The organism is Pseudomonas sp. MF5691 (genome assembly GCF_016405645.1).
GTDB classification, from domain to species: domain Bacteria; phylum Pseudomonadota; class Gammaproteobacteria; order Pseudomonadales; family Pseudomonadaceae; genus Aquipseudomonas; species Aquipseudomonas shahriarae.
In genome coordinates this window covers 146,213-160,419 of sequence record NZ_JAEKDC010000009.1, presented here as the reverse complement: position 1 = coordinate 160,419, position 14,207 = coordinate 146,213, and the positions used below count along the sequence as shown (strand labels likewise).

General features: G+C 53.4%; 13 protein-coding genes. 10 read left to right on the top strand and 3 right to left on the bottom strand.

Translation table 11 applies throughout. The features are described from left to right. Positions 1-7: 7 nt before the first annotated feature. The 3 genes from JFT44_RS15385 (at position 8) to JFT44_RS15375 (ending at position 2,406) form a co-directional block, all read left to right on the top strand. The gene (locus JFT44_RS15385; RefSeq protein WP_057960260.1) at positions 8-541 is read left to right on the top strand and encodes a fimbrial protein; all 534 of its coding nucleotides are present in this window, start codon (positions 8-10) and stop codon (positions 539-541) included. A gap of 878 nt (positions 542-1,419) precedes the next feature. Beyond that, positions 1,420-1,578, top strand: coding sequence for a hypothetical protein (locus JFT44_RS15380; protein ID WP_162947751.1), 159 nt, complete (start codon positions 1,420-1,422; stop codon positions 1,576-1,578). 201 nt (positions 1,579-1,779) lie between these two features. Continuing rightward, complete coding sequence (locus tag JFT44_RS15375; RefSeq protein ID WP_057960259.1) at positions 1,780-2,406, top strand: response regulator transcription factor; 627 nt, start codon at positions 1,780-1,782, stop codon at positions 2,404-2,406. Positions 2,407-2,577: 171 nt separating this feature from the next. On the opposite strand, the gene JFT44_RS15370 is transcribed toward JFT44_RS15375, so the two are convergent. After that, entirely contained in the window at positions 2,578-3,504 is a 927-nt protein-coding gene (locus tag JFT44_RS15370) for a carbohydrate kinase (protein WP_169960279.1), read from the bottom strand. Between the two features lie 56 nt (positions 3,505-3,560). Beyond that, positions 3,561-4,511, bottom strand: a complete 951-nt coding sequence (locus tag JFT44_RS15365) for an AraC family transcriptional regulator (protein WP_198830879.1) — start codon at positions 4,509-4,511, stop codon at positions 3,561-3,563. Between the two features lie 291 nt (positions 4,512-4,802). Here JFT44_RS15365 and JFT44_RS15360 point away from each other — a divergent pair, with 291 nt between their 5' ends. From JFT44_RS15360 to JFT44_RS15340, 5 genes are read left to right on the top strand one after another with little or no spacing between them, the layout of a single operon-like run. Continuing rightward, positions 4,803-6,116 (top strand): sugar ABC transporter substrate-binding protein, encoded by a 1,314-nt coding sequence (locus JFT44_RS15360; RefSeq protein WP_169960236.1) that lies wholly within the window; start codon positions 4,803-4,805, stop codon positions 6,114-6,116. 55 nt (positions 6,117-6,171) lie between these two features. After that, on the top strand, positions 6,172-7,098 hold the full coding sequence (locus JFT44_RS15355; protein WP_198830878.1) for a carbohydrate ABC transporter permease: 927 nt from the start codon (positions 6,172-6,174) through the stop codon (positions 7,096-7,098). Positions 7,099-7,108: 10 nt separating this feature from the next. Beyond that, positions 7,109-7,942: a carbohydrate ABC transporter permease gene (locus JFT44_RS15350; protein WP_198830877.1), complete on the top strand. Its 834-nt coding sequence runs from the start codon at positions 7,109-7,111 to the stop codon at positions 7,940-7,942. Between the two features lie 57 nt (positions 7,943-7,999). Further along, positions 8,000-9,097, top strand: a complete 1,098-nt coding sequence (locus JFT44_RS15345; protein WP_198830876.1) for a sn-glycerol-3-phosphate ABC transporter ATP-binding protein UgpC — start codon at positions 8,000-8,002, stop codon at positions 9,095-9,097. A 57-nt stretch (positions 9,098-9,154) separates the two neighbouring features. Beyond that, the gene (locus JFT44_RS15340; protein ID WP_198830875.1) at positions 9,155-9,928 is read left to right on the top strand and encodes an L-iditol 2-dehydrogenase; all 774 of its coding nucleotides are present in this window, start codon (positions 9,155-9,157) and stop codon (positions 9,926-9,928) included. A 303-nt stretch (positions 9,929-10,231) separates the two neighbouring features. Here the strand turns inward: JFT44_RS15340 and JFT44_RS15335 are convergent, their stop codons facing one another. Further along, a complete protein-coding gene (locus JFT44_RS15335; protein WP_057438565.1) occupies positions 10,232-11,143 on the bottom strand; it encodes a LysR family transcriptional regulator in 912 nt (303 codons plus the stop codon). A gap of 127 nt (positions 11,144-11,270) precedes the next feature. On the opposite strand from JFT44_RS15335, the gene JFT44_RS15330 reads away from it, so the two are divergent. Together JFT44_RS15330 and JFT44_RS15325 are read left to right on the top strand one after the other, a co-directional pair. Next, a complete protein-coding gene (locus JFT44_RS15330) occupies positions 11,271-12,578 on the top strand; it encodes an MFS transporter (protein WP_198830874.1) in 1,308 nt (435 codons plus the stop codon). A gap of 26 nt (positions 12,579-12,604) precedes the next feature. Next, positions 12,605-14,110: a M81 family metallopeptidase gene (locus JFT44_RS15325; protein ID WP_198830873.1), complete on the top strand. Its 1,506-nt coding sequence runs from the start codon at positions 12,605-12,607 to the stop codon at positions 14,108-14,110. The last annotated feature ends 97 nt before the right edge of the window (positions 14,111-14,207 follow it).

Here is a 14,207-nt window from a genome sequence, read left to right as displayed (position 1 = left end):
GGCTGCTATGCGAACATTAAATCGGCAGCTGGGCTTGGGGCTTCTATTGTTGTCCGGCTTTTCGAACGTGACACAAGCAGAGTTGGCCAGGATTAACTTACTTATAACCGCAAAGTTAGTGGCCGCGAGCTGTGAGGTGAGTGTCGGTTCAGACAATCAGTATGTGTATATGGGCACTTGGGCTGTGCGGCAATCCACCAGTACATTGCCAACAATGCCTGCGGCACGCTTTGTGATTAACCTGGAAAATTGCAACGGTCTGAAGAAGGGCATCTCAGTCACCTTTAGTGGCGCCGCAAACCCGACTGACCCGAGGCTGCTGGCTCTCAGCGGGAACGGCTCGGCGAAAAATGTCGCGATTGCCCTTTTGGATCAGAACCGCACCCTCCTGCCACTCGGGCAAACCATCTTAGCGGCGGCTGCGCCTGTAAACGGGAGCCGCACTGCCGCGCTGGTATTCTTCAGTCAGTATCGCGCAACCGGCCCGGTGACGCCGGGGAAGGGAGATGCCGACGCAACCTTTAGGTTGACTTATGAGTAGTCGCGGGCGCGTACTGGGGGGTTGCCTGCGTCGCACTTCTTTTCACGCCTGACGGAGTATGGAGTGCTGGAAGACCTGCTGTTTCAGCCGTTTCATGAACGTGCGGCTCCTGTAGGACCAGGGGTATTGCTTCAATCTTTCACTCAACATTCTTCCCGAGTAACTAGGCCACGAACCGCATAGTAGGGCCATTACTGTCTACACCCTGGCTATATGACGTGCGCGCCAGATAGGTCGACACGGTCGTTGCGCATCCTGATCGTCGACAAATACGCCACGCACAAATATCCATAAGTGAAGGCCAGGCTTGAGAAGCAGAAACGCGTTCACACGGATCTCCAGTTCGTGGATGAGCATGGTTGAACGCTTCTTTCGCTCGCTATGTCTGGATTTCCAAAGAGGAAGATGTTTTGTGCGAGATGCTGCGGGTTCGTGAGGCAATAGTGTTCCAAACATAAAAAATGTTGTTTTTGAGTTCATTTAATTACTGCAGGTGGGCGTAATTGTGCGCTTTTGCTTTAAGTAAGTTGTAAGTTCTTTGTATGGCTTTATAATTCATGTGCATTTAATTTGTGGTGCTAGACATTAAAGATGTGTGAGTTTTACTTTTGCATTTGCTATGGCGCAAACAGCTGAGGCATCTCGGGTGATCACGGTGCTGGAGCAAATCAACGAAAAGATAGGGCCGTGGCACGCTGTATTCAGTCGGTGGGTCGGTGGAACCTAAGCAGGGTATGCGCCGTGAGAGAATGAGTCGGAGCATCGCAGTGCGATTCATTTTTTCAGAGTGTTCCTATATGAAAATCGCGGCAACGACCAGATAATTATTGCTGAAAAAGACAGGAGCCCTCTTATTCGGAGTATTAAAAACTTCACAATTGCAACTGTTCGATGCCACCAATGACAACGTCATCTCGTTGCAGATTACCAACATGACCATGGGCCGGCTTAGCCTGAGCGTTCTTGAACTGGTCAAGATTAGTGATATTGTTGGCAGCGATGTGACTTCGGATAATTCTTTCCCGGCCTACGAGTAATTTGTTGTTCAGGCTGGAGCCCGCTATCCCTATCTTCGATCAACTTTTAGCGGCAGCATCCGTGTGGTATCGCGCACCTGCCAAACTCCGAATGTCGAGTCGGTACGGATGAGCCACGCCAATGGTATATCCACGAATGATGGGTTCTTATCCGTTTAAATCTTTCATACCTATATCGAATAAAATGTCTTAGGAGTACGGATGTATACAGCCTTGGTGGTAGATGATCACCCGTTTATACGCACGGCCGTGGTGATGCTGTTGTCGCAAGAACGGTTTGAGACGGTAGCCGAAACGAATAATGGTGCAGATGCCGTGCAACTGGCTCGCCAGCATCAACCGGATTTAATCGTGCTGGACATTGGCCTTCCAAAACTCGACGGCCTGGAAGTTATCCGCCGCATCAAAGCGTTGAAATTGCCCAGCAAAATCCTGGTACTCACTTCCCAACTGCCGACGTTTTATGCGTCGCGCTGCCGAAGCATGGGGGCCGACGGTTACATCTGTAAAGTGGATGAGCCGCAAAAGTTCCGTGAAGCACTGACGACCGTCATGTCCGGCTATACGGTATTCCCCAGTCTGGAAACGGATTCGGTTCGTCGCGGTGACCAGGACGCCTCCGACCAGCACCTGATCAGTGCATTGTCAAACCGTGAGTTGGTGGTCCTGCAGCAACTGGCCAGAGGCATGAGCAATCTGCAAATCGGCGAGCTCATGCTGTTGAGCAACAAGAATATCAGCGCCTACAAAAAACGTTTGTTAAGCAAGCTCAAACTAACCTCGCAAGTAGGCTTGGCTGACTTCGCCAAACGAAATGCCCTTATCTGAATGAACGCATCTGTTCGTATGGGCATCCGTTCGGCTGTTTACTGATGGCCTGCCTTTGCTGGAGAACCCAGACCGGCAATAGCCCCCGGCTGCTTTCTTGCCGGGCCCGTTCCGAGCTGCGAGGCTGCCCAGTGCTTCCTGACCCCGGCCTCTCTGACAGGATGGCGGTACTCAATGCGAACTTCGGCGCTGAGGTTGTAGGTGGTTTGATAGCAGATCCTCCACCTCCTCACGACTAGGCGCGTAAGCCCCGGCATGTGAGCAAGACACCGACGCACAAGCAGCGGAGAACTCCAATCGTGCATGGGGCTCTTGGATGCCTAACAACTTCGAGGCGAGCCATCCGGCCATACTCGAATCGCCGGCACCCACCGTATCAGAGACCTCAACGGTGATCGCGGGCTGTTCAAACTTCAGGTCGCCGGCATACAGCACCATGCCTTTCGCTCCACGGGTGAAGAGAATCTGCGCACTAGCATTCATTGTCCGCAACGCTTGAAGCGCCTGTTCTTCGTTCAGTCCAGGGTATATCTGGCGAAGATCCTCATCCGAGAGCTTGATGATGTCTGCAAGCTCCACCATAGTCGGGAACGTCAGCTCGCGGTAGCGGGTGTCCATCAGGTTGCGCCAGTTCGGGTCATAGCTAATCAGCTTGTCTTCTTCCTTCACCCTCCTGGCCACCTCAACAAGTCTGTCCCCCAATGGCTGACGGGCAAGGCTGATACAGCTGAAGTGACAGAGTCGAGCCGCATCTAACCAACCTGCCGGGAGTTGGTCCACATCAAAAAGTAGATCGGCCTCGCCCGCAAAGAAATACCGAGGAGGGTGGCTTGAGGGCACGATCGCTACCAGAGGGTCAGCGTCAACTCTCTGGAGGAATCTCATGTCCAGGCCGGCAGCCTTCGATTGCTGTGCGAGCTCATCGCCCAATGAGTCGGTACTGATCGAACCGGCAAATGCAGTGGGCACGCCGAGGCGGCTCATTGCGCGGGCCACGTTCCAGGGCGCGCCACCTGGATAGCCCTGCCACTGTCCGGGCGAGTGTTGAACCACGTCGGTCAGTGCTTCACCAAACACAATAACGCTCGGCAATTGCATATTCATCCTCTCTTGTATCGGGGACACTATCGTGCGTCACATCGATAGGCGCGGTCTCACCGCGCCTGTGTGATCGGTAGCGATGGGTGAAGACTTTCTCGGTTGAAGAGCGTCACGGCAGTAAGACGCCGGTACTCACTCGGGGTCTGATGCATTTCACGACGGAAGTGCCGATTGAAATTGGAGACGTTTTCGTAGCCAACCTCAAAGCAGATTTCGGCGACCGAGAGCTGTGTCTGGACGAGTAGCCGACATGCACGCTGGATGCGCAGCTTGCGCATCAGGTCTATGAATCCGTGGCCGGTGATTCGTTTGAAGAAGCGCGAAAAGCCTGCCTCGCTCATCCCAATGCGCTCGGCGATGACAGATAGTCTGACCTCGGATGTGAGCTCGTTGATCAGGTAGTCGAATGCCTGATTAATTCGCTCCGAGCTGCGTTCGTTCAATGAAGGTGAGTAGCAGGCGCTGGCCAATACCCGAATTTCGCGCTTTGGCGCCCTTGCCAGGGTGCCTATCAGTTGCAGGAACATGATCAGGCGCTGTAGCCCCGTTACCTCGCCGATTTCCTCAAGCAGCAAAGCGGCCTCGACGGCCGTACCCCCAGTAAACTCGATTCCACGTTGTGCCAGCTCAAACAGTGTTTTCAACTCTAATAGTTCAGGCAGTGAACCTCGGAGGTCGAGCAGGGCGGCACCATCAAACTGCAGAACCACGTCGCGGCCTACGAGTTGTTCTCCCGGCGCGATATCTCCCATCCAATCATGGGGAAGACCAGGGCCAATCAGTGCGACATGTCCTGCGGTGAAGGGCCCGATGTAATCCCCAGCCAAAAGTTTGCCGCTTCCTTGTCGAATCAGGTGGATTTCATATTCCGGATGGTGGTTCCAACGGGCGAGGGAGTATGGATAGTCGTGCTCGTACCATCGAAAACTCTGATCGGGTTCAGGAAGGATGACCTCAAGATCGGCTGGTCGGTGCTCGAACAAAGCAGCGCGGTTATCAGGCATCTCGTGCCCCTTTTATAGTTGTTCTACGGATCGAATGCGCTAACCATACGCCGATCTCGCCTGAGACTGGTAGTCCATCTATTGCGGCATATTGATACTTTTTTGATTTCTGCTGGCTTCAAGTTTCTCGATCATAAAAGTATCAATTCGGCGTCCGGGATTCGTTTGAGAGCGGGTCGGGTAGGTGATTTAATCAAATCACCCACAACTGCAATGCGGTCTTGATCTGCTCACCAGTGGTGAACAACAACAATAATAGCTCCGGTCATCTGGCTTGGAGTGGAGAGCCCCATGAAGATTACGAATGCGCTAATTCTTTCTACTGGTCTGTCATTCGCCCTTGCTAGCCATGCCGCTGAGACGCTGACCATCGCGACGGTCAACAACGGTGACATGATTCGAATGCAGCGGCTATCCAAGGTCTTCGAGCAGCAGCATCCCGACATCAAACTGAACTGGGTCGTACTCGAAGAGAACGTTCTGCGTCAGCGCCTGACCACTGACATTGCCACTCAAGGTGGTCAGTTCGACGTGTTGACCATCGGCACCTACGAGACCCCAATGTGGGGTGCAAAGAACTGGCTGGAGCCGATGAAGAATCTCCCGGCCGACTACGACGTCGAGGATATCTTTCCTGCCGTACGCCAGGGTCTTTCCGTTAACGATACGCTCTACGCATTGCCGTTCTACGGCGAAAGCACCATCACGTACTACCGCACCGATCTGTTCAAGGCAGCAGGATTGACGATGCCAGCACAGCCGACCTGGTCGCAACTGGGCGAGTTCGCTGCCAAGCTCAATGATCCCTCGAAGGATCAGTACGGCATGTGCTTGCGTGGCAAAGCTGGCTGGGGCGAAAACATGGCCTTGCTTACCACGATGGCCAACGCCTTCGGGGCTCGCTGGTTCGATGAGAATTGGCAGCCTGAGTTCGATGGTCCTGAGTGGAAGGCAGCTGCGACGTTTTATGTTGATACCCTGAAGAAATACGGCCCTCCTGGAGTATCCAGTAACGGGTTCAACGAAACGCTGGCCCTTTTCAACAGTGGAAAATGCGCGATTTGGGTTGATGCAAGCGTGGCGGGATCTTTCACCACCGATAAGGAGCAGAGCCGGGTGGTGGACAGCGTAGGTTTCGCGCCAGCGCCTACTGAGGTTACCGACAAGGGGGCATCGTGGTTGTACGCCTGGTCATTGGCAATTCCTGCCACTTCCAAACACAAAGAGGCCGCCAAATCGTTTGTCACTTGGGCCACCTCCAAAGAGTACATCCAGCTAGTTACCGATAAGGATGGCATCACGAACGTACCGCCCGGTACACGCATCTCAACCTACAGTGACGCTTACCTCAAGGCCGCGCCATTTGCTCAGGTAACGTTGCAAATGATGAAGCACGCTGACCCGTCGCAGCCTTCAGCCAAACCTGTTCCGTACGTGGGCATCCAGTACGTGGTGATCCCCGAGTTTCAGTCGATCGGTACATCTGTAGGCAAGCTTTTCTCCGCAGCATTGACAGGACAAATGTCGGTTGAGCAAGCGCTGGTTTCTGCCCATTCCACAACCAAGCGCGAGATGAAGCGTGCGGGCTATCCAAAAAATAAATAGCTCCTTACCTCCGCCGGCTTAGCGCCGGCGGCCACAGCCGCACAGGTAAATAATCATGAACACGTCCATTATTCGAGCCCGGCTTGCGGTCTCGGCCCCCTCACGCGCGCGCTGTTTGATCAATCCAGGATGGTTTCTGGTGTCGCCATCGGTTGCTCTTTTGTTGCTCTGGATGATCGTGCCGCTGGCTATGACCGTTTATTTTTCGGTGATTCGGTACAGCCTGCTCAATCCAGGCGAAAACGAGTTCGTTGGCCTGGAAAACTTTGCCTATTTCGTGACGGATTCGGGTTTTCTTCCAGGAGCGCTTAACACGTTGATATTGGTGGGCAGCGTGCTGCTGATCAGCGTGATTTTGGGTGTCTTGATTGCAGCCTTGCTTGAGGCAAGCGAGTTCTTTGGACGCGGCATCGTCAGGGTGCTGCTCATCTCGCCGTTTTTCATCATGCCGACCGTGGGTTCGCTGATCTTCAAGAACCTGATCTTCCACCCTGTCTCCGGGATACTCGCGGCCGTATGGAAGTTCTGCGGGGCACAGCCTGTCGATTGGCTAGCTCATTACCCACTCTTCTCGATCATTGTCATCGTTTCCTGGCAGTGGCTGCCTTTTGCGATCTTGTTGCTGATGACAGCCATGCAGTCGCTCGATCAAGAGCAGAAAGAGGCCGCCCGATTGGATGGGGCAGGTGCGCTGGCCATCCTCTGGCATTTGACTCTGCCACATTTGGCCAGGCCCATCGCGGTGGTGGTGATGATCGAGACGATTTTCCTGCTGTCGGTATTTGCAGAAATCTTCACCACGACAAATGGCGGACCTGGGTTCGCTTCAACCAACCTCGCCTATCTGATCTACAACCAGGCACTGGTGCAGTTCGATGTGGGCATGGCCTCGGCCGGTGGCCTGATTGCGGTGGTGATCGCCAACATCGCGGCGATTGTGCTGGTGCGCATGATTGGCAAGAACCTGACCGACAAAGCCTGAGGACAACGCCATGATGACGCTCAAACAATCCCGGTCCCTGCAAAGTGCACTGCTCGGCACCTTGGCCTGGGTCACTGCTTTGCTGTTGTTCTTTCCGATCTTTTGGATGGTGCTTACCAGTTTCAAGACTGAGATCGACGCCTTCGCGACGCCGCCACAGTTCATCTTCATACCTACGCTAGAGAATTACTTGCACATCCAGGAGCGCAGTGACTACTTCCACTTCGCGTTGAACTCGGTGCTGATTTCCTTCTCCGCTACAGCGTTGTGCATGCTGATCGCGGTGCCGGCGGCCTACTCGATGGCGTTCTATGAGACCAAGCGCACCAAGCAGACGCTGCTTTGGATGCTGTCGACCAAGATGCTTCCCCCAGTAGGGGTGCTCATGCCTATTTACCTTCTGGCGAAGGGGGCGGGGCTACTGGACACCCGGATCGCGCTGATCGTGATCTACACCCTGATCAACCTGCCCATCGTGGTGTGGATGATTTACACGTACTTCAAAGACATCCCCCGGGAGATTCTGGAGGCGGCCAGGCTGGACGGGGCGACCCTGGGGCAGGAGATGCTGCGCGTGCTGCTGCCCATCAGCAAGGGGGGGCTGGCGTCGACCATGCTGCTCTCGATGATTCTGTGCTGGAACGAGGCCTTCTGGTCGCTCAACCTGACGAGCTCCAGCGCGGCACCTCTGACCGCGCTGATCGCTTCCTACTCAAGCCCCGAGGGCCTGTTCTGGGCGAAGCTTTCTGCGGTCTCAACATTGGCCTGCGCACCTATCTTGATTTTCGGCTGGATCAGTCAGAAGCAATTGGTTCGTGGGTTGTCCTTCGGCGCCGTCAAATGACGACGTCGAAAATTCACTGATTTCGCGAAGGCTCCAATTTCATACAGGACTTTACGCATGGCCACTTTGAAAATAGAAAATCTCAAGAAAGGTTTCGAGGGACTGTCCATCATCAAGGGCATTGATCTCGAGGTTAAAGACAAGGAGTTTGTGGTGTTCGTAGGGCCGTCGGGGTGTGGCAAGTCGACCCTGTTGCGCCTGATTGCAGGTTTGGAAGACGTCACGAGCGGCACGATCGAGCTCGACGGCCGAGACATCACTGAGGTGACTCCTGCCAAACGAGACCTGGCCATGGTATTCCAAACCTATGCCCTGTATCCGCACATGACGGTACGCAAGAATTTGTCATTTGCCTTGGATCTGGCCGGTGAGAAGAGGCCGGATGTGGAAAGGAAAGTCGCCGAGGCCGCTAGGATTCTCGAACTTGGTTCGCTGCTCGACCGCAAGCCTAAGCAGTTGTCAGGTGGCCAGCGCCAACGAGTCGCTATTGGGCGTGCGATTGTCCGAAACCCCAAGATTTTTCTGTTCGATGAGCCGCTGTCCAACCTTGATGCTGCGCTGCGTGTACAGACGCGCTTGGAGCTATCCCGACTGCATAAGGAGCTGCAGGCGACCATGATCTACGTGACCCATGACCAGGTCGAAGCCATGACGCTCGCCACCAAGGTTGTTGTGCTTAACGCAGGGCGGATCGAGCAGATTGGTTCGCCGCTCGAGCTCTATCATCACCCTGCCAACCTGTTCGTTGCCGGCTTCCTCGGGACACCAAAAATGGGATTCTTGCAGGCGACTGTACATGCCGTGCATGCATCGGGGGTGGAGGTTAGATTCGTCGCTGGAACCACTTTGCTCATTCCACGCAACAGCAGTGCGTTGTTGGTCGGTCAATCCGTGACGATCGGGATACGGCCGGAGCATTTGACCCTGGGCGTCGAAGGCCAGGTGCCGGTCACGACGGATGTCACCGAGCGCCTGGGTAGCGATACCTTCTGCCACGTAAATGTCGATTCGGGAGAAAGCCTGACGGTACGTGTCCAGGGGGATTGCGAAGTGCCGTACGCCGCCCGGCGTTATCTCTCCCTCAATGTCGCTCATTGCCATCTGTTTGATGAGAGCGGTCTTTCGATAAGCCCTGCGGCATCACGCGTGGCCTGACTTTCATCAGGCGCGCTCTTTCGATGAAGCGCGCCACGAACCAAAAAGGTAGATTCAATGAAACGTCTCGAAGGTAAAAGCGCTTTGATCACTGGTTCCGCGCGCGGTATTGGACGCTCGTTTGCCCAGGCTTACATCGGTGAAGGCGCTACGGTCGCTATCGCCGACATCGATTTGGAAAGAGCTCAAGCGACGGCCTCCGAGCTGGGGCCGCAAGCTTACGCGGTGAAGATGGACGTCACCCGCCAGGCGTCCATTGATGCAGCAATCGCCGAGGTCGTTGCCCGCGCCGGAAAGCTGGACATCCTTGTGAACAATGCGGCGTTGTTCGATCTTGCACCGATCACCGAGATCACTCGGGAAAGCTACGACAAGCTTTTTGCAATCAATGTCAGCGGGACGCTGTTCACGCTTCAGGCAGCGGCGAAGCAGATGATCAGTCAGGGGCATGGTGGGAAGATCATCAACATGGCCAGCCAGGCGGGTCGCCGCGGTGAGGCGCTGGTAGGCGTCTACTGCGCCACCAAGGCGGCCGTCATCAGCCTTACGCAGTCTGCTGGACTCAACCTCATCAAGCACAAGATCAATGTCAATGCGATTGCCCCGGGGGTTGTCGATGGCGAACACTGGGGCGGCGTCGACGCGCTCTTCGCCAAACACGAGAACCGACCTCTAGGTGAGAAGAAGCGGCTCGTCGGCCTTGAAGTTCCGTATGGGAGAATGGGGACGGCAGAGGATCTGGTAGGAATGGCAATTTTCCTGGCGGGCGCGGAGAGCGATTACATCGTCGCACAAACGTACAACGTTGATGGGGGGAACTGGATGAGCTGAGTGCTGGAGGATGTTTGGGTGACAGGAGGGCGGCACATGTTCTGATCACCAGGCGGTTCGATTCAGCTTCCTCGCGATTACACTGCCCGACTCTTGAGAGCCTGGCAGTGTGATCCACCGTCCGATTGTTGTGAATCGCCCCGGTCCGCCTTTTGTTGAGAGTAGTGCAGCGATTTTCATGGCGATGGTCTCTAAAGTGAAGAGTGAGAGACGACGCGTAGATCATGCTATGCCTGGATCACCAGCTTGGGTGATCCGATAGAGATATGGCTCCGCGACCTGGACTCCCACCAGGGACCCAATTTATTTATTGAATATAAATATCCGTTCTTTGATCCATTTTATAAGCTCTTCTGCACCCACAGATTGGGGCTTTCTTTTTTTAACTAGAAGACGAGCATAAATGTTTTGGAATAGTGGGTGATCGATTGATCGAGTCACAAGATCTCCGCTGATCATATCGTTAAAGGCGGAAAATTCGCTCATCATTGTTACCGCATCTCCGCTCATCACATAACGTCGGAGGGCGGTGAGAGAGTTCGTTACCATGGCCGGTCGAATGGATAGATTTTCTGTATGGGTTACGAGCTGAATAACCTGGCCTAATCCGTATTGAAGCGGCATCACCGCTAGCGGGTAATGCAGTATCTCTTCGAGTTTCAGAGGTTCACTGAGATGCGTAAGCGGATGATCTGATCGCATGAGCAATCGAACAGGTTGCAGTGATGATGCGCGGTAAATGACTTCAGGATGCGCAGGTGGATTGTATGCGAGGCCAATATGGGCAGCGCTCTGAACTACTTCTTCCAGAACGCTCTTGACCGGAAGCACATCTAGACTGATACGAATGCCGGGATAGGTGGCGGTGAAATCCCTCAAAACATTGTCTATCAGCAAGTCGATGAATCCCTCGCTGGTAACGATACGGACTTCACCCTCCCTCAACCCCTTCAATCCTCGCAAGCGGTCTTCAAGATGCTCTTGTTGTGCCTGGCAGCCACGCCAGAACTCCAGGAGAAGGTGGGCTGCTTCGGTAGGAACCACGCCACGTGCTTGCCTTTCGAACAATACAGTTTCCACTTCCTCTTCCAGAAGTTGGATTTGACGGGTAATAACTGAAGGCGCCGTGTTCAGGTTTTCGGCTGCCCCACGAATTGAACCGCTGGACAGAACCTCATAGAAATAGCGCATTCGGCGTTGATTCAGATCTCTCACAAAAAATCCTCCCCCCGCATGACCGTTGCTCTCAGAGCAACGATACCATCAAAAAGTTGCTATTGCTTGCCTTGCCATTCCGCCTGAATATCAATCACACAATAAAAACGCCTATAGCGGAGGCAGTATGCAAAGGTGCATTAATCCATCGACCGAGCTATCGACCATCTATCGAAAAATAGATTGGCGGTTATTACCCTTTTTGCTCCTATGTTATGTGGTGGCGTATCTGGATCGGGTAAATGTGGGATTTGCCAAGCTTCAGATGCAAAGCGATCTAAGTTTGTCTGACGCTGCTTATGGACTGGGTGCCGGATTATTTTTCGTAGGCTATGCACTGTTCGAAACGCCTAGCAATTTGCTATTGCCGAAGATCGGAGCGCGCAGGACGCTCAGCCGGGTAATGATTTTGTGGGGTATTACATCTGCATGCATGGTGTTCGTCGAAAGCGAGAGATCATTTTACGTGCTGCGTTTTCTCCTCGGAGTCTTTGAGGCGGGTTTCGCCCCCGGAATGATTTTTTACCTTACCTATTGGTATGGGCGTGAGCGGTTAGGCAGAGTGATGGCAATCGTTATGCTGGCGGGGCCACTGGGCGGCATATTTGGGGCTCCTTTGTCTGCGTGGATAATGACCGCCTTCGCAGGTTTCCACGGCTTGGCTGGATGGCAGTGGATGTTTTTTCTGGAGGCATTACCGGCTGTAGTGTTGGGTCTCATAGCGTTGAAAGTTCTTAGCGATAAACCCTCGGTCGCACCGTGGCTGAGCGTGCGTGAAAAACAAGTGCTGAATGCGCATATCGGTGAAGGGCAGGGAGCCCACCATTCGTTTGTACAAGTGCTAAAAGACCCCCGTGTGTATCTAATGGCGGCTGGTTATTTCTGCTTGATTTGCGGAATTTACACAATGAGCTTTTGGCTGCCATCCATTCTGAAGGACGCAGGCGTTCAAGGTGTCATGCAGATCGGCCTGTACTCAGCGATTCCATATGTGGGGGCGATGGCAGGGATGTTAGTCTTTGGTCGTACATCAGATTACTTTTTTGAGCGGCGTTGGCATACCGCTGTACCGGCGTTAATTGCAGCCATCTGTTTAATGGGGTCTGTGATTTACAAGAATGAGTTTATTTTTGCACTCACTTTCTTGACGCTTGCTACGACCATGATGTGGGTTGCTTATACAGTGTTCTGGGCAATTCCTTCGCAGTACTTCAAAGGTGACACTGCTGCGGGGGGTATCGCAGTTATTAACACCATTGGGTTAACGGGCGGGTTTCTCAGTCCCACGGTGATCGGTTATACCAAGTCCATCACTGGCAACTCTGATTCAGGTCTTCTGGTCATGGCTGCAATTCTAATACTGGGTTCATTGATACTTGCCGCCAACAAGCCGCAACGTGTTCAGCAAAAAGTTTGCATTACACAGCCTGTCTAAAAATTTCAACGAGGCGTTTAATAGCCATGACATATCGAATTCTGATCGCTGGTTTTCAACACGAAACAAATACGTTCGCGCCCTCTAAAGCTGAATATGAGAATTTTGTCAGGGGTGAAGGTTTTCCTCAGATGGTAAGAGGCGTTGAGATGTTGGAGCTTCGGAATGTTAATATTCCGGCAGGCGGGTTTCTGATTGAAGCAGAGCGCTTGGGCTATGAAGTAGTCCCGGTGATCTGGGCTGGAGCCAGCCCATCCGCGCATGTTACTCGAGAGACCTACGACCGCATTACCGATGAAATCATAGAAGCCGCTGCAAACGAAGCATTCGACGGTATATATCTAGACTTGCATGGCGCAATGGTTGCCGAACATACGGACGACGGAGAAGGAACGCTCCTAGCTCGGCTGCGAGCTGTTGTCGGCCAGGATATTCCGATAGTCATATCTTTGGATTTACACGCTAATGTTACTGAGTTGATGCTCAACCACGCAGATGCAATGGTTGCATTTCGTACTTATCCCCACGTGGATATGGCTGATACTGGCGCACGAGCCGCCAAATTACTTGAATTGCGGCTCCGCTCGGGAAAACTGCATTGCGAGAGCCTGCGACTCCCTTTCCTGATCCCGATAAACGGGATGTGCACGCTAATGGATCCAGCACGAAGCCTTTACGAGCAATTAGAACACCTTGAGTCCGAAGGTCTTTCATTGTCATTTACTCCAGGCTTTCCGGCTGCTGATTTCGAGGAGTGTGGGCCGGTTATCTGGGGTTATGGAACAGACAGGCAAGCGATCAAGGCTGCTGTTGCTGTCCTTTATAAAAAGGTAGTGGGGGAGGAGGATCAGTGGGAAGTACCTTTCCTGCTCCCGGACGAAGCCGTTCTCCGAGCAATGACATTAGCAGAAACCGCCCAGCGTCCAATCGTCATTGCTGATACCCAAGACAACCCGGGAGCAGGCGGGGATTCGAACACAACAGGAATGCTTAAAGCGCTCATTAAACACGGTGCTACTAATGCCGCCGTAGGATTGCTTTATGACCCGGCAGCAGTTCAGTCCGCCATTGCAGCCGGGGTAGGCAGTTTCATTGAAATAACGCTGGGAGGACAGTCAGGTGCACTGGGCGATAGCCCTTTGCAGGGTCGCTTTGAGGTAATGCATCTATCCGATGGCCGCTGTCGTTTTGCAGGCCCCATGATGAATGGTATGGAGGTTGATGTGGGGCCTGTTGCATGCTTGAGAATCGGGGGAGTGAAGGTTGCTGTCAGCTCTGGTAAATGTCAGATGCTGGACAGGAATTTGTATCGGATAGCAGGTATAGAACCCGAGAAAATGAGTGTACTGGTTAACAAAAGCTCTGTTCATTTTCGGGCCGATTTCGCGCCGATTGCCGACCAAATACTCGTTGCTAAAGCGCCTGGGCCCATGACTGCAGATCCTGCGGACATTCCGTGGAAAAGACTTCGTGAGGGAATCCGGCTAAAACCAAACGGGCCTTCATTTCACAGCCCTGAATACCGCGCTTAATGACCATGATGCAATTTTAGGTGTTGAACGAAATTAACGTAAACGGCGTAAGGGGACGTTCGCCAGGATTAAAAATACTTCCTGACCCATCTGGAGC

Bases quoted from the DNA above. Each gene is read 5' to 3' on its own strand.
- JFT44_RS15385 (WP_057960260.1), top strand. From the start codon at position 8: ATGCGAACATTAAATCGGCAGCTGGGCTTGGGGCTTCTATTGTTGTCC.
- JFT44_RS15375 (WP_057960259.1), top strand. From the start codon at position 1,780: ATGTATACAGCCTTGGTGGTAGATGATCACCCGTTTATACGCACGGCC.
- JFT44_RS15370 (WP_169960279.1), bottom strand. From the start codon at position 3,504: ATGCAATTGCCGAGCGTTATTGTGTTTGGTGAAGCACTGACCGACGTG.
- JFT44_RS15365 (WP_198830879.1), bottom strand. From the start codon at position 4,511: ATGCCTGATAACCGCGCTGCTTTGTTCGAGCACCGACCAGCCGATCTT.
- JFT44_RS15360 (WP_169960236.1), top strand. From the start codon at position 4,803: ATGAAGATTACGAATGCGCTAATTCTTTCTACTGGTCTGTCATTCGCC.
- JFT44_RS15355 (WP_198830878.1), top strand. From the start codon at position 6,172: ATGAACACGTCCATTATTCGAGCCCGGCTTGCGGTCTCGGCCCCCTCA.
- JFT44_RS15350 (WP_198830877.1), top strand. From the start codon at position 7,109: ATGATGACGCTCAAACAATCCCGGTCCCTGCAAAGTGCACTGCTCGGC.
- JFT44_RS15345 (WP_198830876.1), top strand. From the start codon at position 8,000: ATGGCCACTTTGAAAATAGAAAATCTCAAGAAAGGTTTCGAGGGACTG.
- JFT44_RS15340 (WP_198830875.1), top strand. From the start codon at position 9,155: ATGAAACGTCTCGAAGGTAAAAGCGCTTTGATCACTGGTTCCGCGCGC.
- JFT44_RS15330 (WP_198830874.1), top strand. From the start codon at position 11,271: ATGCAAAGGTGCATTAATCCATCGACCGAGCTATCGACCATCTATCGA.
- JFT44_RS15325 (WP_198830873.1), top strand. From the start codon at position 12,605: ATGACATATCGAATTCTGATCGCTGGTTTTCAACACGAAACAAATACG.